A 22983-nucleotide genomic window follows, 5' to 3' on the forward strand; every position below is an offset into this window, starting at 1 on the left:
CGCCGAAGGCTAATGACTACCAATGACGCGAAGCAAATGACTACTTCTTTTCAACCTCGTCGGCCGCGCCGGAATCGGCAATCGGCTGCTATTCGCGAGATGGTGCAGGAAACCCGCCTGCACGTCTCTGATTTTATCTTTCCCGTTTTCGTCATGGAAGGTGCTGGGCAGCAGACCGAAGTAGCGTCGATGCCCGGCATTTTTCGCTACTCGCCGGACCTGCTGCTCGACGAAATCGGTCGCTGCCTCGACCTCGGCATTACCACCTTCGATCTGTTTCCGAACCTGCCTGAGTCGAAGAAAGACAAGTACGCCACCGAGAGCCAGAACACCGAAGGCCTGTATCTGCAAACCATTGCCCAGATCAAAGCCAAATACCCGGAAGCCTGCCTCATGACCGACGTGGCCATGGACCCCTATAGCTCCGACGGACACGACGGGCTGGTGGAAAACGGCCAGATTTTGAACGACGAAACCTTGGAGATTCTGGGCAAAATGGCCGTGGCGCAGGCGCAGGCCGGTGCCAACATTCTCGGCCCATCCGACATGATGGACGGGCGCGTGGGCTACATGCGTCAGGCACTCGACAACGCGGGTTATACGAATGTGGCGATCATGTCGTACACCGCCAAATACGCTAGTGCCTTCTACGGCCCCTTCCGCGATGCACTCGACTCGGCCCCCAAATTCGGCGACAAGAAAACGTACCAGATGAACCCGGCCAACCGCCGCGAAGCGCTCATCGAAGCCGAACTCGACACCGCCGAGGGGGCCGATATCCTGATGGTGAAGCCCGCGCTAGCGTACCTGGACATCATCAGTCTATTGCGCCAGAACAGCCAGTTGCCCATTGCCGCCTACAACGTCAGCGGCGAATATGCTATGATCAAAGCCGCTGCCCAAAACGGCTGGCTCGACGGCGAACGTGCCATGATGGAGTCGCTGATGGCCATCAAACGCGCCGGTACCGACGTCATTCTGACCTATTTTGCCAAAGAAGCCGCTCAGTTGCTGGCCAACGCATAACTGTCAGGTACGTTCCCAACCGTACCTTTGCTGGCCCGCCCGACCGTTGCGCTGGGCACGGTCCGCCGCTGCGGGGCCAACTTGTATGGCAACTTATGTAATTCGGAATGCCCGCGTCGTGAATGAGGGGCAGATTCAGGAACGCGACGTTCGGATTGAAGACGGTTTTATTGCTGAGCTGGGTACGTCGGTCAACGCGCGGGTGGGCGATGAAGTGATCGATGCGGCGGGTCAATACCTGCTGCCCGGTGTGATCGACGATCAGGTGCATTTCCGCGAGCCGGGCCTGACCCACAAAGCCACCATCCGCAGCGAGTCGCGGGCGGGCGTAGCTGGGGGCGTCACCACGTTCATGGAAATGCCCAATACCGTGCCCAACGCGCTGACCCAATCGCTGTTGCAGGACAAGTACGACATAGCGGCCCGTACGGCTTTTGCCAATTACTCGTTTTTCATGGGTGCCTCCAACGACAACATCGACGAGGTACTCCGCACCGATCCCCGGTCAGTATGTGGTGTAAAAGCGTTCATGGGTTCGTCGACAGGTAACATGCTGGTCGATAGTGAGCAGACGCTGAACGCCCTGTTTTCGCAATGCCCTATGCTCATTGCCACGCACTGCGAAGACGAAGCGACCGTTCGGGCGAACACGGCCCGCTACCGCGCCGAGTACCCCAATGATGCACCCGCCCGCATTCACCCGCTCGTGCGAGATGAACAGGCCTGCCTGCGGTCGTCGAGCCTGGCGGTTGATCTGGCGAAGCAGCACAACACCCGTTTGCATATTCTGCACCTAACGACCGCCGATGAACTGAGTCTGTTCAGAAACGATATTCCGCTGGCGCAGAAACGCATTACGGCAGAAGTGTGCGTGCATCACCTATGGTTTTCGGCTGATGAGTATGAGACGCTGGGCAACCAGATCAAGTGTAATCCGGCCATCAAAGCGCCGCATCACCGCGCTGCCCTTTGGGAGGCCCTGCTCGACGATCGGCTCGACATCATCGCCACCGACCACGCGCCACACACCTGGGATGAGAAGCAACAGCCTTACTGGCAGGCGCCATCGGGCCTCCCGCTGGTGCAGCACCCGCTGCTGCTGATGCTGGAAGCCAGCTTACAGGGGACAATTTCGATTGACAAAGTGGTGCAAAAAATGGCCCACGCCCCCGCCGACTGTTTTCAAATCGATCGCCGTGGGTACGTTCGGGAAGGCTATTGGGCCGATCTGGTACTGGTCGATCCGGGACAGCCAACCGAAGTAACGCCGGAATCGATTCTGTATCAGTGCGGTTGGTCGCCACTGACGGGACAGACATTCGGGCACCGCATCACGCACACGTTTGTATCGGGCGAACTGGCTTACAAAAACGCAGATTCTGGAAGCGCATTCCTGGTAGAACGCGCCGGACAACGAGTCAGTTTTGACCGCTGATCATATTGATCATCAGACCTTATAGGTTTTTAGAAACCTATAAGGTCTACCACTCGTAATTAATTCACGATCGTATCGATCAGCCAGCTAACGATAGCCACAACCAGACTGAACAGCAAGGCTGAAATAAAGCCACTGACGCCAAAGCCCGCGATGAGGTAATCGGCCAGATACACCATCAATACGTTGATCACGATCAGGAACAACCCGAGCGTCAGGATGGTGATGGGGATGGTCAGGAACGTCAATACAGGCTTGACGAAGGCGTTGAGCAAGCCCAACACGATGGACACGATCAGGGCGGTAGTGAAGCTATCGACTGATACGCCCGTGATGATGCGGCTAGCCACGAAAACGGCCACCGCGTTGATTAAGATGCGAATGATGAGACCCATAGAAGCAAGTTTATGTTCAATGTTTAAGGTTTGACCGGCCCCTCGCGGCGAACCGATTGAACCTTAAACCGCGAATGTTGCACTTAGTTTGCGTGTCGCTTCTGTAGAACGGCAATAATATCGTCGAGCGACAGGTTTCGCTGTTCGAGCAATACCAGATAATGGAACAGTAGATCGGCGGCTTCGCCTTTAAAAAGGTCATCGTTGCTGTCTTTGGCTTCGATCACCAGTTCAACGGCCTCCTCCCCCACTTTCTGGGCAATCTTGTTCACGCCTTTATTGAACAGGCTCGTCGTGTACGACTTGTCGGAGGGGTTTACCTTGCGGTCGTGGATAATACCCTGTAGGTAGTTCAGAAACTGCCCGCGCCCCTGGTTTACTTCCTCGAAACAGGTATCGGCTCCGGTATGGCAGGTGGGGCCGTCGGGGCTGGCTTTGATCAGGAGCGTATCACCATCACAGTCTACCAGGATCTGCCTGACGTGCAGGAAGTTGCTGGATGTTTCGCCTTTGGTCCAGAGGCGTTGTTTGCTCCGGCTAAAAAACGTAACAACTCCTTCAGCCTGTGTTTTCTCGTAGGCTTCCTGGTTCATATAGCCCAGCATCAGTACCTTCCCGGTCTGATCGTCCTGAATAACGGCGGGCACCAGCCCATCGGGCGATTTGTCAAAATGAATAGTCATAGCGTGTGACCTCACCCCCTGCCCCTCTCCTTGAAATAAAGAGAGGGGCAGGGGGTGAGGTAAGTTTAATTCGTTAAACGCATCGGGATTCCTTGAGCCGCCAGGTACGTCTTCAGATCGGGAATGCCAATTTCTTTAAAGTGAAAAATGCTGGCGGCTAGGCCGGCATCGGCTTTACCCGTGGTGAAGACGTCGGCAAAATGGTCCATCGTGCCCGCCCCACCCGACGCGATGACCGGGATGTTGGCAGCACCGGATACAGCCGCTGTCAGGTCGAGGGCAAAACCGGCTTTAGTACCGTCGGTATCCATCGACGTTAGCAGGAGTTCGCCAGCACCCCGATTCTCTACTTCGTTAGCCCAGGTCAGGGTTCGCAACTCGGTTGGTCGCCGCCCGCCATGCGTGTGCACAATGTGTTCATTGCCAACGTACCGGGTATCGATGGCCACGACAATACACTGACTACCGAACTCAAGCGCCAGTTCATTGATTAACTCAGGCCGCCGCACCGCCGATGAGTTGATCGACACTTTATCGGCCCCCGCATTGAGTAACGCCGACACGTCGGCTACCGACGAGATACCGCCCCCAACGGTAAACGGAATATTGACGGCATGGGCCACACGCCGCACCAGTTCGATCAGTGTTTTGCGCTCGTCGACGGTGGCCGTGATGTCCAGGAAAACCAGTTCATCGGCCCCCTGCTGAGCGTAGATAGCCCCCAGCTCGACCGGATCGCCGGCATCACGCAGGTTCACGAAGTTGGTGCCTTTCACCGTGCGCCCGTCTTTGATGTCGAGACAGGGAATGATTCGTTTGGTCAGCATCAGTAAGCGGTAAAGAATTTGATAGCCATCGTATTTTCTGGGCTGTCGATGGGTGTGAATCCAAATTGGCGGTAGAGCCCGTGGGCATCCTGCGTCACCAGCATTAGTCGCCGGATACCCTGCAACGCATCGTGGTTCATGATCGTCTGCATGAGCTGTTTGGAAAAACCGTTGCCGCGTTGCGCCGGGATGATGAATACATCGGCCAGATACCCGAACGTGGCGTAATCGGTAACCACACGAGCAAAACCGATCTGCTGCCCGTCGAGATAAACGCCGAAGCAAAGCGAATGCTCAATTGACCGCTGTACTACATCAAGCGGGATATTCTGGCACCAATAGGCTTCCTGTTGCAGAAACTGGTGGATCAGGTCGATATCCAACCGGCGCTTGTCTGTGCTGATTTCGATGTTTTCCATCCTTATGAATTGATGGCAGAAAGTTGCTTTAACGTCACGCGGCCTTCATAAATCGCCTTCCCAACGATTACGCCGAACAGCTTCATGTCGGCCAGCTTCTCAAGGTCGTCCATGTTGCTGACGCCTCCGCTGGCGATGATGTTCAGCGACTGATTATTCTGCTGGGTACGTTCCTGAATGTTTCGGTATAGGTCAAACGAAGGCCCTTGCAAGAGGCCGTCTTTGGCGACGTCGGTGCTGATCACGTGCGAAATACCCTTTTCAACCCATTCGGCGATGAAATCATACACCCAGAGGGTCGTCGACTCTTCCCAGCCGCCAACGGCAATTTTTTCGTTTTTGGCATCAGCCCCCAAAATTACCACGTCGGCTCCATGCCGCGACAGCCACCGCTCCACCAGATCGGGTTCCCGCACGGCGATGCTACCGGCCGTGATCTGTTTGGCCCCACATTCGAGCGCAATCCGCAGGTCGTCGTCCGACTGAATGCCACCACCGAAATCGATGTGCAGTTTGGTTTTGGTGGCAATCAGTTCGAGCACTTTGTAATTGATGACCCGTTTGGCTTTAGCCCCGTCGAGGTCAACCAGATGCAGCCGACTGAGCCCGGCATCTTCAAACTGCATGGCCACGTCGAGCGGGCGGGCGTTGTATTCGGTCTTTTGGGCATAATCGCCCTGCGTCAGCCGGACGGCTTTCCCTTCAATCAGGTCAATGGCTGGAATGATATGCATGGTTACTATCGAACGCGAAGACGCTAAGAACAACGCAAAGGGCGCGAAGTACAAATTACAGCTGAACAGGTCCGCACTGCTTTGCGTACTTAGCGTCTTCGCGTTCCATCAAATTTTTAGAAAGTTTCCGAGGATGCGCTGGCCGACGTTGCCGCTGATTTCGGCGTGGAATTGGGCGGCATAAAAATTATCGCGCTGAAGCATGGCACTAAATGGCCGGCCGTAGTCACAGACCGCCGTAGTCTGAGGGCATACGTCGGCTGCATAGCTATGCACGAAATAGACATAGGCTTCCGGCGGCAGGCCTTCTGTCAGTGGCCCTTGCAGGCTATGGATGCTATTCCAGCCTGTATGGGGCACCTTTCCGGCACTCGCCGGAAAGCGCCGGACATCGATATCGAAAATGCCCATACAGGTCGTATCGTTTTCTTCGGAATAGCGGCACATTAGTTGCATACCCACACACGTACCCAGCACGGGCTGTTTCAGACTCGGAATAAGCTGGTCGAGGCCCCGCTCGCGCAGGTACGTCATGGCTGTACTAGCCTCGCCTACACCGGGGAAAATCACCTTGTCGGCCGATCGGATCGTCGCCTCATCGTCGGTTAGTTCATAGATGGACCCAATCCGGTCCAGCGCGTACATCACTGATTGGACGTTCCCAGCGTTGTATTTTATAATGACGGTTTTCATATAGCCAATAAAAAACCCGGCTCTGGGCAGAACCGGGCTACGTAGTTTCGTGAATCAGACAGGTCAGTCACAAAGCCATACAGCGGTCTGCATCAGCAGGCGAGCCGATGATGGACAGCATAATGAGCAATGTGGGTTACTGAGCAGCGATTCATGCCGCAAAATTACGACAGCCTGTCGGGAAGTGCAATGTAACCAGCCGCTTGACGTGTGCTTTTGACGAAATGGTAGCTCACAACCCCATTTTGTCGCTTACTTTTGTGCCCACTCGTAACTAACGTATATGAAGACAGCGTTGATTTGTGGCATTTCGGGACAGGATGGCGCTTATTTAGCAAAGCTGTTGCTTGAGAAAGGCTATCAGGTTTATGGTGGATCACGCGATGCTCAGATGTCCTCTTTCCGAAACCTTGAGCGCCTGGGTATTCGCGAGGCGGTTCAGGTCGTTTCGGTCAGCATCAACGACTTCCGTAGCGTACTGCAAACGTTGCAGAAAGTACAACCCGACGAAGTGTACAATCTGGCCGGGCAAAGTTCGGTCGGGCTATCCTTCGAGCAGCCTGTCGAGACGCTGGAAAGCATCAGCATCGGTACGCTAAACCTATTAGAGTCCATCCGGTTTACGAATCGCCCCATCCGGTTCTATAATGCCGGTTCCAGCGAATGCTTCGGAGATACAGGTACGTTGGCGGCTGATGAAGAGACCCCTTTTCGGCCCCGTAGCCCCTATGGCGTAGCCAAGGCAGCAGCTTTCTGGCAAGTGGCTAACTACCGGGAAGCTTATCAGCTCCACGCCAGTACGGGTATTCTGTTCAACCACGAGTCGCCACTACGGCCCGAGCGCTTCGTTACCCAGAAAATCGTATCGACAGCCTGCCGTATTGCAAATGGCAGCAAAGAAAAACTGTCGCTAGGTAATATTGACATCGCCCGCGACTGGGGTTGGGCTCCCGACTATGTGGAGGCGATGTGGCAGATGTTGCAACAAGAGCAGGCCGATGATTTCGTCATCGCTACTGGTCAAACACGGACGCTGAAAGAGTTCATCGCCGTTGTGTTTGAACAGGCTGGCTTAAATTACGAAGAACACGTAGTGTCAGACCCTCAGTTGTTCCGGCCTACCGACATTGCCGAAGGACACGCCAACCCAGCCAAAGCCAAACGGCTTCTTGGCTGGGAAGCCCGTCAGTCAATGAATACGGTAGCCCGCATGATGGTCGATGCGGCTTTGATACGATCCCGGCCGCAACTGGCTTAACCAACGGGACATAACATTTAGGCAAACCGTTGTAGCTTTGCCGACTTATTGACGGCTTACGGGCCACGTTTTATGACCGTAACTCATTTATTACCGACTACTCTTCTTCGACAAAGCGTGTTCCACTATCGCCTGCTAGGGTTGTTAGTTTGCTTGTTCTCAGCCTTTACAGTTATCGGCCAATCTAGAGTTGATCAACTCTCCGATGAGCAGGTTCAAGATTTCTATCGCCGGGCACAGTCGAGTGGCTTGAGCGAACTTCAGATTGAACAGGCGGCTATGTCACAAGGGTATACACTCGATGACATTGCTAAAATGCGTCGCCGCATAACGGAGATTCGAGGCAAGTCGCCCCGCAGTTACCGGGGCAGTGGCGAAGCGGATACCAGCATTGCCCGGACCCTACCGTCAGGGTTATCGCGTCGCCGTGCCGACTCGCTGGGCTTACCACGAACTGATTCGGCAAGTCTACGTAGCCGGGTTTTTGGCGCTTCCCTTTTCCAGAATGCTGGGCTTTCGTTTGAGCCGGATATTCGGATTGCGACGCCAAAGAATTACATCGTTGGACCAGACGACGAGATTTTGCTGGATATATACGGTGCGTCATCCGACAACTTCAGGCTACGTGTTACGCCTGAGGGTACTGTAAAAATTCCTAATCTGGCCCCGGTGCTGGTGAGTGGCCTGACGGTTGAGCAAGCCGAACAACGCATTATCGCCCGGCTAAGACAGGGCGGCTTTCAGGGTCTAGGTACGGCGGGAAGCGGTACGTATGCGTCGGCTTCGCTGGGGAAAATCCGTAGCATCCGAGTTACGTTGGTTGGCGAAGTGGTACGCCCGGGTACGTATACTATCTCCTCGCTGGGCTCAGCCTTCAACGCCCTGTATCTGGCGGGTGGCCCTAATCCAGAAACGGGTTCGTTTCGACGAATACAGGTTATTCGGGGCAATCGAGTCGTGCGGACAATTGACTTGTATGATTTCCTGCTGCGCGCCGATCAGCGTGACAACATCCGGCTACAGGATCAGGATGTTATCCGGGTAGCCGAATACCAGACTCGTGTTGATGTACAAGGCGAGGTGCGGCGGCCTTATTTATTTGAACTGCTACCGGGCGAGAATTTCCAGACGTTACTAGCTTTTGCTGGCGGATTCAACGAAGAGGCTTATACCGCTTCTATCTCCGTTCGTCGTAACACCCCGCGCGAGCGAAAAGTAATTACACTGACGCCAGATGAGTTTGGCTCTTTTGTGCCACAACGTGGTGATCGTTTCACCATCGGTCGCATTCTGAACCGGTATGAAAACCGCGTACAGATCGTCGGAGCCGTGATGCGGCCAGGTGACTATGCCCTTGAAAACGGATTAGTTACCGTGGGTGACCTTATCCGCCGGGCAGATGGCCTTCGGAAAGACGCTTCGACTACCCGGGCCAACATCTTCCGGGAGAGCGACAACATGGATGTGCAAAACATCACCTTCGACGTGAGTCGATTACTGAAAGGTGACGTTGCTGATATTCCCCTTCAGCGGCAAGATAGCGTGGTCATTCAGTCGATTCGTAATCTTCGGGAGGTATATAATGTCTCGATCGAAGGCGCAGTAAACAAGCCCAGTACGTTCAGTTACGTGAGTAACATGACGGTGGCGGATCTGATCACCTTGGCAGGTGGTTTTCAGGAAGGCGCAACAGCAAACCGGATTGAGATTGCCCGCCGAATCCGTAGCGACTCGGCGAATAGTCAAACCAACACAGAGATTTACCGATTTAATCTGGATCGTTCGCTACGGCTTACCAACGACGATGCGGGCTTCTTGTTACAGCCATTTGATATTGTGTATGTACGTACCCAACCCTACTACGAAACGCAACAACAAGTATACGTTAATGGCGAAGTACTACATCCGGGAGTATATGCAATTTTAAATCGGACCGAACGAATATCGGATCTTATTCAACGAGCCGGTGGCCTTAAGCCAGACGCCTACTTGGCGGGTTCTCAATTCTATCGAAGTCGAAAATTGATTGGGACGGACATCCGCGCAATTCTCGATGATCCAGCAGCAGATGGGAATCTGCTGCTTCAACACCAAGATACCCTATACATACCACGCCGCTCAGATCTTGTAGAAATTCAGGGAGCTGTGCTTAATCCGTCAACAGTCAGTTATGGTCAGCAACTAACCCTGCGCGACTATGTCACTCAGGCGGGCGGCTATACGGAGAATGCGCGAGTGGGCCGTTCGTACGTGATGTATCCAAACGGCCGTAAAGACCGGACAAAGCGTTTTTTTGGGATCAAATCATACCCCAAAATTCAGCCGGGCTCGGTGGTAGTGATTCCGTTTAAGCCACTCGACAACAATCGGCTTTCACCGACAGAGCGGATTGGCATTTTCTCCCTGATTGGTACGCTGGCAGCAACGGCAACAACCATCATTATTAACCTGAGCAGGCCTTAATCGTATGTCAGTTACAGAAAAAGGAACGGCTATTTCCAGTGACGATGAGGTGATTGAAATCCGCCTGAGCGATGTGGTGGTTTTTCTGAAGAAGAGCCGACGAGTTATGCTCATAGGTGCCCTGATAGGCGCGCTGATTGGGGGCATTTACGCGTTCTCGAAACCAAACGAATACTCTTCCCAGATAACGGTTCTACCAGAAATTCAGACTAAAAATTCTTCCAATTTAGGTAATTTGGGTTCGCTGGCCGGTTTGGCAGGCATCGATATTGGCAGCATGGCGTCTGGTACGGATGCCATTCGGCCGGAGCTGTATCCCAATGTTTTACAGAGTGTCCCTTTCGCACTGAATTTATTCAAGAAGCCTGTTTACGTTAAGGAATACAAACGTACCCAACCTTTAGAGACGTATCTGGTCGAGAAAACAAAGTCTCGCCTAACTGATCTGCTATCCTTTGGCGGTTCCGAGACAAACGACGACTTCGCCACGCCGGGCGATACGAATCAAGCGTTACGCATGACCAAAGAGCAGGAATTGCTGGTAAAAGCTTTGCACGAACGAATTACGGGTACGTATGAAAAGAAGTCAGGCGTATTAACTATCACGTCGACCATGACCGACCCGGTCGTGGCAGCCGATGTCGTGCGTCATTCACTGGCTTACTTAACTGATTACATTACGACCTATCGCACAGAGAAAGCCCGCCGCGAGGTCGACTTTCTGGGTCGGCAGGTTTCATCCGCCAAACAACGCTATCAGGCAGCAGAGTATGCCCTTTCTGCCTACCGCGATCAGAATCGGAGTGTATTTCTGAACACAGCCAAGATTGAGGAGCAGCGCATTCAGGCCGAGTTTCTGCTGGCCCAGGACCTGTACAATACGCTTTCCAAACAATCGGAGATGGCTAAAATCAAAGTACAGGAGGATACACCTGTCTTTAAAGTGCTGGAACCAGCCCGCGTTCCATTGAAGAAGAGTGGTCCCAAGCGTAGTATGATTATACTGGTAGCAGGCATGTTAGGGGCAATCGTCAGTTTAGTTTATGCCTTTATCCGTCGTGGTTGGTAGGCTTCGTAACCAGATGACCAAGGTGTCGGCCCGCGTTAAAGGCTTACATCCACGAACGCTGAGCGCCCTTATCAACAGTTTCTGGGGAGTAATCATCAAAGGAGGTAGCCTCGGGATTTCCCTACTCATGGTTCCCCTGACCCTGAAATGCCTGGATAACACTACGTTTGGCGTCTGGACGACACTCAGTTCATTACTAACTCTGCTCGCTTTCTTCGACATTGGTCTGGGTAATGGTCTTCGCAATCGCTTAACCGAAGCCCTGTCGAACAACGATCCTTTGCTGGCACGCTCCTACGTGAGTACAGCCTATCTGTTGTTTGCTGGTACGCAGTTGATCCTACTTCTACTTTTTGTAGTGGTCAACAATTTCATCCCTTGGGCCAGATTGCTTAATACAACTATTCCCAGGCATCTATTAGGTCAACTATCGCTTATTCTGTTTATCGGTGTTAGTGCGAAGCTTGTTTTCGACCTGATAACCTTTGTTTTCTATGCCCGCCAAGAGCCGGCAAAAGCGGGGTTGATGCTCTTGGTGATCAATATAACGACCTTGACGGGCCTGCTCTATCTGGTCTATACAGGTCAAGGCAACCTTATCAATCTGGCGATTCTAAATGCCGTTTGCCCGTTGGTTGTATTACTTATTACCTCCTTTTGGCTGTATAATGGGTCTCTTAGCTTCTTGAAGCCTGTGCCCCGTTTTTTTCGCAGGGTGCACATACGCGGCCTGCTCGGTTTAGGATCCAAGTTCTTTATTATTCAACTGGCTGTTGTCATCATTTTTTACAGCGACAACTTGATTATCACTCAACTATTTGGCCCTGAGTACGTTACGCCTTATAATATATCCTACCGATATTTCAATATCATTAACACCTTCTTTGCTATCATGCTCACTCCTTTCTGGTCAGCGTTTACTGAAGCCCATGTAAAAGGAGAGTATGATTGGATGCGAGCTAGTTACAAGCGTTTATGGTGGCTTTGGCTAGGTATTGTAGGCTTGGTACTAGTTTGGATCATTCTCGCTCCGACTATTTATGCCCTTTGGGTAGGAAAACGCGTACAAATTCCGTTTTTGTTGACTCTTTGTATGGGGCTTAGTATAATCGTCATGTGCCTAAACAATATAACAGTAGTTGTTATCAATGGCTTAGGTAAAATAAAACTGCAATTATTCTCGGCACTCTTCTCTGCAGCTATCAACCTTCCATTGTCTATACTTTTTGGCCAATATCTTGGGTTAGGTAGCGCGGGGGTAATTTTAGCTACTACGTTGTCTTTGTTAAGTGGTTCAGTTATTGGCTTCCTTCAGGCACGCCGACTATTAAACCGTACGGCAGCTGGTATCTGGAACCAATAACACTATATGACTTGTCAAATCTGTCGATCGCCCGCTACACCGTATCTTGAGCTGACCATTCTGAATAAGTATTCAGTACAATATCTGCGGTGCTCAGGTTGTGGCCTTATTTATACAGAACCACCTTACTGGCTCGATGAAGCCTACGGCAATGCCATTACGTCACTGGACATCGGGTTACCTCGCCGCAACCTGCACTGGATGCCCGTTGTCGAAGCAGTGATTCGTAAATGGTTCAACCCCAGTGCTTCATTTCTTGACTATGGAGGAGGATACGGCCTGTTTGTTCGGCTTATGCGGGATCAGGGTTTTGACTTCTACAGACAGGATACCTACTGCGAAAACCTGTTTGCCAAACAGTTTGACGTTACCCAGCACTCGAACCGCCAACCCTACGAGCTGATCACAGCTTTTGAGGTCTTTGAACACTTGCCAGACCCTGTCGGCACCGTTAAAGATATGCTCAGCTACGGAGAAAGCATTCTGTTTTCCACCGAATTACAGCCCAATGACCACGTAACTCCCGAAAACTGGTGGTATTTTATCCCCGAAACGGGGCAGCATGTGAGCCTGTATACCGAGGCGTCGCTTCGTCGATTAGCAGAACAATTTGGTTTGCGTCTTTACTCCAACGGCCATAACCTACATTTAATGACAAAGAAGCCTGTTAGCATGGCTTGGTTTCAACAATTATCGCGGCCCAAGGTTGCCAAACTAGTCAACGCAGTTATGCCGAATCGCCCTAAAAGCTTACTTGATAAGGATTACACCTTACTTACGAAAAAAAACGCGCGTGACTAATTGACATGACTATTTTCTTTGACCACCAGACGTTCTCTTTGCAGGAGTTTGGCGGTATTTCCCGGTACTTCAGCGAGCTAATCAACGGTATTAATCAACGTACCCAGCATAGTGCCTATCTGTCGGCCCATTACACCAATAATGCCTATGCCCATGATCTACAGTTGGCCCGGCGTTGGTTTTTCCCGAATACGGCCCTTCCTAAAAAAATACCCTTACTGTACAGACTCAACAAAGCACTCTCGACTTATGACCTGCTGACCCAATCGTATGACCTGATTCATGCGACTTATTACGATCCTTATTTCCTTCAGTTTGCCAGACAGCGCCCCACGGTAGTCACCTTCCTGGACATGATTCACGAACGGTTTAGCGACCAATTTGCGGAGTTATCTGCCGACCGGGTCATTACCAGCAGGAAACGCGAAGTGGCCAAACGGGCGTCTCACATCGTTGCCATTTCAGAAAGTACCAAAGCTGATATAGTTGATTTGTTTGGCACTGATCCGGCTAAAATTAGCGTGATTTATCTGGGGAGTTCTTTCGAGGTCAGCACAACGCCGCTGTCTCTCAAAACGACTAATACAACAGCCCCATATCTGCTGTTCGTTGGCCATCGGGGCTATTACAAAAATTTCGACCCTTTCCTAGACGCTGTAGCTCCTTTGCTTAAACAGAACGGTTTACGTGTAGTGTGCGCAGGTGGAGGCAATTTTTCCAAAACCGAATTAGCGCATATACACGCACTTGGTCTCGCTGGATTGGTAACTCAGCAGCCTATCAATGATCAACTGCTCCGGCAGCTCTACAGCGACGCAGTTGCCTTTGTTTTTCCTTCTCTGTATGAGGGCTTCGGCATACCGGTTCTGGAGGCATTTTCCTGCGATTGCCCCTGCCTCATTAGTGATCAGAGTTCGCTGCCTGAAGTTGGTGGTGATGCCGTTCTCTATTTTAATCCCAATGATGCCGACTCGATACGCGCTGGTGTAAACCAATTGCTTAGCGACAGCACTTTACGACTGAAACTTATAGAAAAAGGGCGACAACGCGTAGCTGGCTTTTCGTGGCAGCGCACCGTAGTTGAAACAACCGCTTTATACGAAAAGCTGGTTCAGTAACAGGGAAACACCCCAAACCAGCTACGAAAAAAACACGCACTTTATCAAAATCGCACTGGACGGCCTTAATTGGTCGGATTGGTTTTGGAATCGAGCCAGTCGCTTCGCTACTTACCCAATTCATGCTTCAATCGCTGTACCTTTGTCTGACGTACAGCTTTCTTCTCTGCATGTCCGAAAAAAGGCCACTCATCAGCATCATCACGGTTACCTACCAAGCAGCCCAGACACTTGATCAGGCAATCCAGAGTGTGGTGGTACAAGAGCCGGTTTATGAACTGATCGTTATTGATGGAGGCAGTACCGATGATACGGTAAGCATCATCCAGAAATGGGAAAACTCCATTTCGTACTGGGTCAGTGAGCCCGATAAGGGTATCTACGATGCGATGAATAAAGGCGTTCGGCAAGCTAGTGGCTGCTGGATCTACTTTCTAGGAGCCGATGACCAACTAGCCCCTGGGATTCTGGCTACGCTGCAGCCTACGCTACTTGCCAGTTCGGCCGTCCTGCTCTACGGCGATGTTCAGTACGACTATGGAAAATACTTCCGGTCTGCGTTTGGTCCCAAGACCTACCTGCACAACACCATCCACCATCAGGCGACCTTTTACCGAAACACCTTGTTCGATCAATTCAGCTACGACGCGTCCCTGAAGATCATCGCTGATTATGAGTTGAATCTCATCGTTTATCTGAATAAACTCCCCCACCAGTACCTAAACCAGGTAGTGGCCATCTGCGCGGGTGGCGGCAGCAGTTATGACGTTCAGCTATCCCTCCACGAAACCAATCAGGTACGTGGCAAACATGTCAAGGGTGTCGTGAATCTGTTATTGAACCAACTATTGGCAGCCAAATACTTCGTCAGCTATGTACTACTACGAAAAGTATAACCCAACAGTTATGCTGCTGGCCATAGCGGTGTTCACAATCGCAGCCATTTTTTTAGTTCGGAAACGGATAAGCTCGCTTATTGATCCCCTCAATTTCCATATCCTTTGGTGCGCAAGTGGTCTGGCATTGCTTACTGGCTATTTCTGGTCTGTAGGTATCAATGTAGACGGCTTCCTTTTTGTGGTGGTTTACATCGCTTACATCGTGGGCCTGTCTCTTTTTCTGGGAAAGCCTGACAACGATGTAACTGGCCTGCAACGTGAACTTGATGATCCCCGGAACACCAAACTGTTTCTGGTGTGCCTCGCTTTGAACGTCGTGAGCCGTTATGAGTTCATCACTTATGCAATAACCAGCCCATCGCTCGTCGAATGGTTTTTGTATCGTTTCAAGCAAATTGAAGGGCGGTCTATTCCACAATATATTCTGCAATTAGGAGCCCGTCCTTTCTTCCTGTATTACCTCTTCATGCTGTTGAAGACCCAGCGCAAGTGGCGTGTTTATCTCATTGCCGTGCTGTTGGTCAACGTTTTTCTGGATATCGTTGCGGGTGGTCGATCGTCCGTAATAAGTTTACTGTTGGCCTACGGCTTTTTTGTCTACCGGTTTAGTCCCCTGTTTCCGCAACAGACTCTTAAACGATTAAACATATACGGTGCGGTGGCCGTCGGTCTGGCGCTCACAGTCGGTGCTACGGTTACTTCCTACTATCGGCCTGATAGTTCCTTTGAAGAAGGCATCCTAAGCATTGCCAACCGTCTGTTGGCGGCAGGCGACGGCCTTGAGATGTATCTGGCCAACAATGCGTCGGCCTACATTCCCACGGGCCTGAACGAGTACGTGAAATCGGTTTTTGGCATCTTCATCAAACGCGTTGTCGATGTTCAGACACAAAGTATTGGCTGGCGACTCTATGAATTAGAAAATGGAATAGAAGTTCCCTTTGCCGTGGGTCCCAACTACATCCTGCCCCTGCAGGCTTTCGTATTGGAAAAATACCTGGCAATACCCTACGCGCTGTTTATTAGCTTTTGGGTGGCTTTCCTTCGGGGCAATGCTTTCAGCCGTCGGTTCATCAGCAGTCGACCACTCATCTTCATTCTGGGGTTACTCAGCTTCGAGCCCGCCCTTGATCTTGAATTATTTATTCTAACGCTGAGTGGTTGCCTGTTTGTCTATTTTGTTATCCTGCTACCCGTTCGTCGTTTTCGCTTTGTCGCTGATTGGCGTTACACGCTAAACCTTACCAAACAGGTTTCCACTTATGAAAAAGGTTAGTGTTTGCCTTGCCGCTTATAACGGCGAGAAGCATATAGGACGTCAGTTAGCCTCGATCGTAAACCAGCTTGGGCCCGACGATGAAGTAATCGTATCCGACGATGCCTCAACTGACGCTACCCACCAGATCGTAGCGTCTTTCAACGACAGTCGAATTAAGTTCTATACTAATACAGGTACGCATGGCCCCGTAGGCAACTTTCAGCATGCTCTCAGTCTGGCAACGGGCGATCTTATCTTCCTGAGCGACCAAGACGATGTATGGCTGCCGGATAAGCTGACCGATACGGTAAGGCTGTTAGACACCCATGATCTGGTTGTAAGTGACTGCACGATTGTCGATGAACAGCTGAATACCCTCCATCCTTCTTTCTTTGCTATGCGAGGGAGTCGATCGGGTTTTGTGCACAATTTGCTAAAAAACTCGTACATGGGATGTTGCATGGCTTTTCGGCGTGACATCCTGATTCTCGCATTACCAATCCCAGCTACAGTCTACATGCATGACTGGTGGATCGGCTTACTGGCGGAGCTAAACGGGAAAGTTTATTTTTACAAAAAGCCGCTTATTCTGTATGTCCGCCACGGCAACAACGCTTCGCCAACCGGCGAGGGCTCACTGGATTGGCAGCAGAAGGTAACTAATCGGGCTGGATTACTTACGAATCTTATCCGGCGTATGGCGCATTAATTCTCTGTATGGTATCTGTCATTATTCCCACGTACAACGCATCCGCCCATCTGCCGGCTCTGTTAAACCGATTAAGCCAGCAGACGATGGCCTATGAGTTGATTGTTATTGACTCGACATCCACAGACGAAACACCAGCGATCCTACGCGATCATGGGATCGACTTTACCAGCATCCCGACGGCTTCGTTTAACCATGGAGCGACACGTAACTTAGGCGTTCAGTTGGCAAACCATGAAAACCTGGTGTTTCTTACGCAGGATGCTTTGCCAGCTGATGCTACCGCCCTTGAACGGTTAGTTGAAACCATGGCTAGCCAGGACCACATCGCCATGGCTTATGGCCGCCAGCTACCTTACCCCAGCGCCGATCTGCTGAGCCAGTTTGCCCGGCAGACCAATTATCCGGCAACGAGTGTCATGAAATCGCTGAAAGACATTCCGCAGATGGGGATAAAAACGTGTCACTGTTCCAATTCCTTTGCCGCCTACAAAAAATCAGCACTCCTTTCGGTGGGTGGTTTTCCGACCGATACAATTCTGGGCGAAGACGTTTCGGTGGCAGCGCGGCTCATCCTTGAGGGCAAAACCCTGGCGTATTGTGCCGAGGCTACTGTCTTTCACTCTCACAATTACACAATCACCGAAGAGTTTAAGCGCTATTTTGATATCGGTGTTTTTCACCGACAGCAACAGACAGTGCTCAAACCCTTCACGCAGGCCGAAGCTGAAGGGGTGAAATATGTGCTGGCCGAGTGGACGTACCTGAGCCAGCAGAAGCGCACCTCGCTGATACCCGTACAATTAATGCGAACCGTAGCCAAATATATAGGGTATCGGGCCGGGCAATGGCACCAGGGCCTTCCGGTTAGTGTAAAACGAGCGATGAGTATGCACCGCTCGTTCTGGCAGCATCAATAAGCGTTTACAGGGGCACCGGGTCATTCACGAAGAAATCGCTCTGGATTTCGGCGGATCCCTCATAGTAGACAGCCTCCCCTGTGCCACTGCCCGACACTCGTGGGACCAGGGTCACGCGCCCTATTCCACCACTAAAGGTCAGATCGAGCACCATGCCATTCACGTTGAGATACGACGGGTTAGTTACGCTCTGGTCCAGAATGACGGTTGTGATCGATATAGGGTCGAGCGTACCGTCGAATTTTTGATTGACAACAATCTGGGCTTCAAAGCATAGCGTCGCTGCCGCCCCTGAACCATAGCCACCAGCCTTTAGAACACCGTCAATATTAATCCGGTAATAGCCACTATTGTTGGCAGTTGTGCTGGTTAGGCGGGCTTCCTGAAACTGAAAAATGGTAGCGGTCGTCAGTGCGCCCAACGTACCTGCTGATACACGGTTATTGGTGAGTTGGCGGATTTTCCCGCCCTTCTTCTCAAAAGGGCGTCCGGTATTGAATACCATATTCGCCGATTTCTTCAGCAATGCCTGCGTAATGATCTGATTATTGTTGGTAATATCGTAACAGTCTATCTCGCTGTTCTGGACAATACCAGCCACCTGCTGCGTCCCGTTGCTGGCAGGTGCGTGATAAAGAACCGTTCGGTTGGCGCGCTCTGAAGCATTTGGGAGGCCAATGCGTGCCCGCAAGCTGGTAACAATGCAGTTAGTAACATCGATAAGCTCGGTAGTGGGGGCTGTCGAATTGGCTGAAATAATATCCAGTTGGTTATAGGCAAACCCGGTATCACGTACCTGAAGCAGTCGGGAGAAAGACTCGATTGTAGCGTGTATTTTCAGGTTGATGGTACTGTTGAGGCACAAGATAGCTGTTTCATTGGTACCGTTCGCTGTCGATAGCCGACTCATATACCCTTGGAAATTGAAGCTGTTAGTACCATTCAACACCACTGCTGGTTGCCGCTTTTCTAAAGTCTGCAGCGACGTTCCATTGATGCTGGTAACCCCCATTGAACCAGAACCAGCCGTTACCGTCTGAAAATTACTTGTGGCGGTGTAGTTAACGCCTGTGTAGGTAATGTTGGCCGCATAACTCATGACGAGCGGTACGTTGGCCCGAATCAGGCATTCATGGATGTAGAACTCCTCACTGCGTACGTTCAGTAAACCGATTGATCCAAAGCCTCCATTAGCCGTAGGCACGTCGGTCATTTGAAAATAACACCGCTTGATACCACAGTTAAGCCCGCCTGTGCTCGACAGGGCAAACTGTACACCCAACGTTGAGGGAGCACTGGCACTTGATGGCAGAAACGTAAAATTTTCACAGCCACTTTGCGACGAACCCGTAAAATCAAACATGGGCCTGTTCCCCGTGTTTCCCAATATAATTGTGTTCAGATATGGCCCTCCATCGCCAACCAGCCAGATGCCCCCTGCTCCGGTTAGGTTTATCGAGGAGTTGATTAAATAATAGCCCGCCGGGAAATAGACAGTTGCTTTGTATTGAGCAAATGGATTTGCCTGTAACGATTTTGCGTAATTGATTGCTGCCTGAATTGCCGGTGCATCGTCTCTTGAGCCGTCTCCAGCCGCACCAAACTGGGGGTCTTTTACATTTATAGCCATTGACTGTATTCGCGTAGATTCAGTGAGAAGATAGATTGAGGCAGCTGCCTTTGTGTAGTATTCCCTGTGAGTATCTGGTTGATTATGGAGTTAACTCATCCACTATCAGCTTGTTTACTCGGTCTGTAATACCTTATTCTGGAGTTGAGCCCTTCCCCTGAAACCAATCGTTCATTTTTTAAGTCTTCTGCACCCATCCGATGTTATAACCAACTGTTAGACTTCTTACTACATGATACGCCCTTACCTTATCTTCATTTTAGTACTAGTGTGTGCCAGCTTTGCAAACGGGCAACCTAAGGATGTCAAGACGGCTCGAAAGGCGAACCGGGAGATTCTTAAACGTGGCAAATGGGGTGTTTTCACGCATTACTTGGCAGATACACCTGGCTCACCTACTCCTACCCCCGGCAACTGGAATCAACGCATTAATCGGTTTAATGTAACTGCTCTGGCAAATCAGCTGGCTGCCGCTCATGCGTCCTATTATTTCATAACGATTGGGCAAAATTCGGGCTATTACTGCGCGCCGAACAGTACGTACGATAAATTAGTTGGTCATCCGGTCAGCCATTGTTCACAACGAGACCTGATTACTGACCTGGCCAAAGCTTTAGCGTCTAAAGGAATAAAGTTGGGAGTTTATATTCCGGCTAATGCCCCGGAAAATGATAAACAGGCCGTCGATAAACTAGGCTGGATGCGTGGCGACCATAGAAATGCCGAATTTCAGCGCCGTTGGGAAAGCGTTATTAAAGACTGGTCGCTTCGATGGGGTAAAAACATCTTTGCCTGGTGGGTTGACGGGGCCTTTTTCGCGGATGCCATGTACCGTCAGCCAGAACCGCCCAACTTTCAGTCATTCGCAGCAGCGCTACGAGCGGGCAACCCCGATGCCCTGGTTGCCTTTAATCCTGGTATCAACACTGTCTTGAAACCAATGACTGAGCATGAAGATTTTACGGCCGGAGAGGTTGATTTTTACCTGCCACTTCCTGGCCGCCTACCCTATAACAACAACCTTGCCATCAACACTGCAGAGGGACTGAAGGGCGAACAGCTTCATTATCTAAGCTTTCTGGGCGAATGGTGGGGACGGGGCAAGCCGCGCTTTCCTACATACCTGATAAGTGCCTACACCCGCTATGTAAACGATCAGGGGGGAGTGATGACCTGGGACGTACCTATCTCAGACGCAGGCCTCATTCCAACAGCGTTTATTACTCAACTCAAAGCCTTACCTTTAGGTAGCAGGTCCCGATAAATGAACAAGATTAAATTTTCGTCTATAGTGCGTTTTTAATAAAGACTGGTATACTTACTGCTACTCTAGGTCTAGACTGCAGAAGCAAAAACGTTGCTGATTTTAATTCATCAATGCATTTTGCCTTTAAGTATATACTCGGCATTCAATGTTGCTTTTCTTCAACTAATTTAGTCATCATCTTTACCTTCTAATTAGCTTTACTGTGAAAAGAATCCTCTACCTAGTCATACCATTCATCGGTGCTTCTGCTCCCCTGATGGCTCAGACAAACATCGTCGTTACGTCTCCAGCGGCCGCTTCTCCTGGCGCTGACAACACCCTAGTAGGTGTAGGTGCAGGGAATCTGAACATGAGTGGCGCCAGTAATCTCTTTATTGGGCGCGGTACAGGGGCCCAGAATATGGCTGGCACGCAGAACGTCTTTTTGGGCGCAGCGTCTGGAAGCCTGAACACTGGCGGACAAGGCAACTCGTTTGTCGGCTATCAATCAGGTTACAGCAATATAGGTGGTAATAATAATACCTTCATGGGAGCAGGAGCTGGCTACACAAACAATGCTGGCTTTAACAATGCATTCTTTGGGCAACGTTCCGGTTATTTTAATAATGCTGGTAGTAATAATGCCTTTTTCGGAACAGGATCTGGCTATGCCAACACGAATGGCGCTAATAACACCTTTCTCGGCTCAGATGCTGGCTCGAACAACCAGGTTGGCGGTGATAACGTTTTTGTTGGCGCACTAGCTGGCTCGGCTAACCAGTCGGGAGCCTCTAATACATTTATTGGCAGTAAAGCCGGCGCAGCCAACACCACGACTCCGCAAAATACGTATGTGGGCTTCGAGTCAGGCTACACAAATACAGGTCAGGGTAACACCTTCTTCGGCTATCAGGCTGGCCGCAACAGTACCACGGGCGGCTTTAACGTGTTTATTGGCTTGACCTCTGGCTTTAGCAACACATCGGGCTTTGCCAACCTCTTCCTTGGCCAACGGGCAGGCTTTGGTAACACCAGTGGCGCTTACAACACATTCATTGGTAGCTCTTCAGGCGAAGCCAATACCGTTGGTGCTAACAACGTATCAATTGGTAACGGTGCAGGATTAGGTAACTTGGAAGGTAGTTTCAATGTGTCTATTGGCTCTCTATCGGGCGGTGATAACCAACGGGGTGGCAACAACGTATCGATCGGTGGCTTTGCTGGTCAGAAAAACCTCGACGGCAGCAACAACACGTTTATTGGTCATCAAGCGGGCGTTCCCAACAACCAGGTAGTTGTTCAGAACTCAACGGCTATCGGTTCCAATGCAGTCGTGACCGCTTCTAACTCAGTCATCCTTGGTAACAATGCCAACGTGGGTATCGGCACATCGGCTCCGGCCCGCAAGCTGGAAGTCGTCTCGGGCACAGCGGGCAGCAGCGGGCTGCGGCTGACGAATCTGACCACATCGACTCCTGGCACCATCGCCACGGCCACGCGCTTTCTAACGGTCAATGCACAAGGCGATGTGGTGTTGGGCAGCACCACGGGTGCCCGCGTGGGAGCCGAGGAGGCCAACTGGACGGCTGATGGCGCCAACCTGATCAACGCCAATACGGGCGCGGTTATCATCGGTTCAGGCATTAGCCAAACCCCGGCTGGCTACCGGCTGTTTGTTAAAGATGGTATTCTGACCGAGAAGGTCAAAGTAGCCGTTGCCAACACCAACGAGTGGTCAGACAAGGTGTTCGAGGCGGGGTATACCCTGCGCTCGCTGCCTGAGGTAGAGCAGCACATCAAGCAACATGGTCACCTGCCGGGTGTTCCCTCAGCCAGTGAGGTAGTGAGAGAAGGCATTGACGTTGGTAAGATGGACGCCAAACTCTTGGAAAAAATCGAAGAGTTAACCCTCTATATGATCGAGTTGAAGAAAGAAACCCAGGCACTAAAAGCAGAAAATGCCCGCATCAAACAGCAGTTGCGCCGCACGACCCGTCGCTAAGTTGCTCATACGAATCTGGTTTACTAACCGTTGAC

Annotated in this window: 21 protein-coding genes; 14 read left to right on the forward strand and 7 right to left on the reverse strand. The window is 51.1% G+C overall.

All coding sequences use genetic code 11. The features are described from left to right. The first annotated feature begins 36 nt into the window (after positions 1–36). Both hemB and ACAW74_RS12325 read left to right on the forward strand, forming a co-directional pair. Entirely contained in the window at positions 37–1026 is a 990-nt protein-coding gene (hemB, locus tag ACAW74_RS12320) for a porphobilinogen synthase (RefSeq protein WP_370698505.1), read from the forward strand. Between the two features lie 85 nt (positions 1027–1111). After that, positions 1112–2461, forward strand: a complete 1350-nt coding sequence (locus ACAW74_RS12325; RefSeq protein WP_370698506.1) for a dihydroorotase — start codon at positions 1112–1114, stop codon at positions 2459–2461. Positions 2462–2520: 59 nt separating this feature from the next. Here ACAW74_RS12325 and ACAW74_RS12330 read toward each other — a convergent pair whose 3' ends face one another. The 6 genes from ACAW74_RS12330 to hisH form a co-directional block, all read right to left on the reverse strand. Beyond that, positions 2521–2856 carry a phage holin family protein gene (locus ACAW74_RS12330; protein ID WP_370698507.1) on the reverse strand — a complete coding sequence of 112 codons (336 nt, stop codon included), beginning with the start codon at positions 2854–2856 and terminating at the stop codon, positions 2521–2523. An 83-nt stretch (positions 2857–2939) separates the two neighbouring features. After that, on the reverse strand, positions 2940–3539 hold the full coding sequence (gene hisIE, locus ACAW74_RS12335; RefSeq protein ID WP_370698508.1) for a bifunctional phosphoribosyl-AMP cyclohydrolase/phosphoribosyl-ATP diphosphatase HisIE: 600 nt from the start codon (positions 3537–3539) through the stop codon (positions 2940–2942). A 65-nt stretch (positions 3540–3604) separates the two neighbouring features. Further along, positions 3605–4366, reverse strand: a complete 762-nt coding sequence (gene hisF / locus ACAW74_RS12340; RefSeq protein WP_370698509.1) for an imidazole glycerol phosphate synthase subunit HisF — start codon at positions 4364–4366, stop codon at positions 3605–3607. Next, entirely contained in the window at positions 4366–4785 is a 420-nt protein-coding gene (locus tag ACAW74_RS12345; protein WP_370698510.1) for a GNAT family N-acetyltransferase, read from the reverse strand. The genes hisF and ACAW74_RS12345 overlap by 1 nt, the downstream gene beginning before the upstream one ends. A gap of 2 nt (positions 4786–4787) precedes the next feature. Beyond that, positions 4788–5519 carry a 1-(5-phosphoribosyl)-5-[(5-phosphoribosylamino)methylideneamino]imidazole-4-carboxamide isomerase gene (locus ACAW74_RS12350; RefSeq protein ID WP_370698511.1) on the reverse strand — a complete coding sequence of 244 codons (732 nt, stop codon included), beginning with the start codon at positions 5517–5519 and terminating at the stop codon, positions 4788–4790. Positions 5520–5627: 108 nt separating this feature from the next. Beyond that, positions 5628–6212: an imidazole glycerol phosphate synthase subunit HisH gene (hisH, locus tag ACAW74_RS12355; protein WP_370698512.1), complete on the reverse strand. Its 585-nt coding sequence runs from the start codon at positions 6210–6212 to the stop codon at positions 5628–5630. A 283-nt stretch (positions 6213–6495) separates the two neighbouring features. On the opposite strand from hisH, the gene ACAW74_RS12360 reads away from it, so the two are divergent. From ACAW74_RS12360 to ACAW74_RS12405, 10 genes are all read left to right on the forward strand, one after another. Beyond that, positions 6496–7470: a GDP-mannose 4,6-dehydratase gene (locus ACAW74_RS12360; RefSeq protein ID WP_370698513.1), complete on the forward strand. Its 975-nt coding sequence runs from the start codon at positions 6496–6498 to the stop codon at positions 7468–7470. Positions 7471–7542: 72 nt separating this feature from the next. Beyond that, on the forward strand, positions 7543–9933 hold the full coding sequence (locus ACAW74_RS12365; protein ID WP_370698514.1) for an SLBB domain-containing protein: 2391 nt from the start codon (positions 7543–7545) through the stop codon (positions 9931–9933). 4 nt (positions 9934–9937) lie between these two features. Then, positions 9938–11002, forward strand: a complete 1065-nt coding sequence (locus ACAW74_RS12370) for a GNVR domain-containing protein (RefSeq protein WP_370698515.1) — start codon at positions 9938–9940, stop codon at positions 11000–11002. Further along, positions 10977–12365 carry a lipopolysaccharide biosynthesis protein gene (locus tag ACAW74_RS12375; RefSeq protein WP_370698516.1) on the forward strand — a complete coding sequence of 463 codons (1389 nt, stop codon included), beginning with the start codon at positions 10977–10979 and terminating at the stop codon, positions 12363–12365. Before ACAW74_RS12370 ends, ACAW74_RS12375 begins: the two co-directional genes overlap by 26 nt. A 6-nt stretch (positions 12366–12371) precedes the next feature. After that, on the forward strand, positions 12372–13166 hold the full coding sequence (locus ACAW74_RS12380) for a class I SAM-dependent methyltransferase (protein ID WP_370698517.1): 795 nt from the start codon (positions 12372–12374) through the stop codon (positions 13164–13166). Between the two features lie 5 nt (positions 13167–13171). Beyond that, positions 13172–14284: a glycosyltransferase family 4 protein gene (locus ACAW74_RS12385; RefSeq protein WP_370698518.1), complete on the forward strand. Its 1113-nt coding sequence runs from the start codon at positions 13172–13174 to the stop codon at positions 14282–14284. A 122-nt stretch (positions 14285–14406) separates the two neighbouring features. Further along, on the forward strand, positions 14407–15180 hold the full coding sequence (locus tag ACAW74_RS12390; protein WP_370698519.1) for a glycosyltransferase family 2 protein: 774 nt from the start codon (positions 14407–14409) through the stop codon (positions 15178–15180). Continuing rightward, positions 15158–16459 (forward strand): oligosaccharide repeat unit polymerase, encoded by a 1302-nt coding sequence (locus ACAW74_RS12395; RefSeq protein WP_370698520.1) that lies wholly within the window; start codon positions 15158–15160, stop codon positions 16457–16459. The genes ACAW74_RS12390 and ACAW74_RS12395 overlap by 23 nt, the downstream gene beginning before the upstream one ends. Then, positions 16446–17150 (forward strand): glycosyltransferase family 2 protein, encoded by a 705-nt coding sequence (locus ACAW74_RS12400; protein WP_370698521.1) that lies wholly within the window; start codon positions 16446–16448, stop codon positions 17148–17150. Before ACAW74_RS12395 ends, ACAW74_RS12400 begins: the two co-directional genes overlap by 14 nt. A gap of 8 nt (positions 17151–17158) precedes the next feature. After that, positions 17159–18070 (forward strand): glycosyltransferase family 2 protein, encoded by a 912-nt coding sequence (locus ACAW74_RS12405; protein WP_370698522.1) that lies wholly within the window; start codon positions 17159–17161, stop codon positions 18068–18070. Positions 18071–18074: 4 nt separating this feature from the next. On the opposite strand, the gene ACAW74_RS12410 is transcribed toward ACAW74_RS12405, so the two are convergent. After that, positions 18075–19700: a glycosyl hydrolase family 28-related protein gene (locus ACAW74_RS12410; protein ID WP_370698523.1), complete on the reverse strand. Its 1626-nt coding sequence runs from the start codon at positions 19698–19700 to the stop codon at positions 18075–18077. Positions 19701–19932: 232 nt separating this feature from the next. Between ACAW74_RS12410 and ACAW74_RS12415 the strand changes: the two genes are divergently transcribed. Beyond that, positions 19933–20964, forward strand: coding sequence for a hypothetical protein (locus ACAW74_RS12415; RefSeq protein WP_370698524.1), 1032 nt, complete (start codon positions 19933–19935; stop codon positions 20962–20964). Positions 20965–21169: 205 nt separating this feature from the next. Continuing rightward, positions 21170–22948: a beta strand repeat-containing protein gene (locus ACAW74_RS12420; RefSeq protein ID WP_370698525.1), complete on the forward strand. Its 1779-nt coding sequence runs from the start codon at positions 21170–21172 to the stop codon at positions 22946–22948. Positions 22949–22983: the final 35 nt, after the last annotated feature.

The sequence above is a fragment of the Fibrella musci genome (assembly GCF_041321105.1).
Classification (GTDB): Bacteria; Bacteroidota; Bacteroidia; order Cytophagales; family Spirosomataceae; genus Fibrella; species Fibrella musci.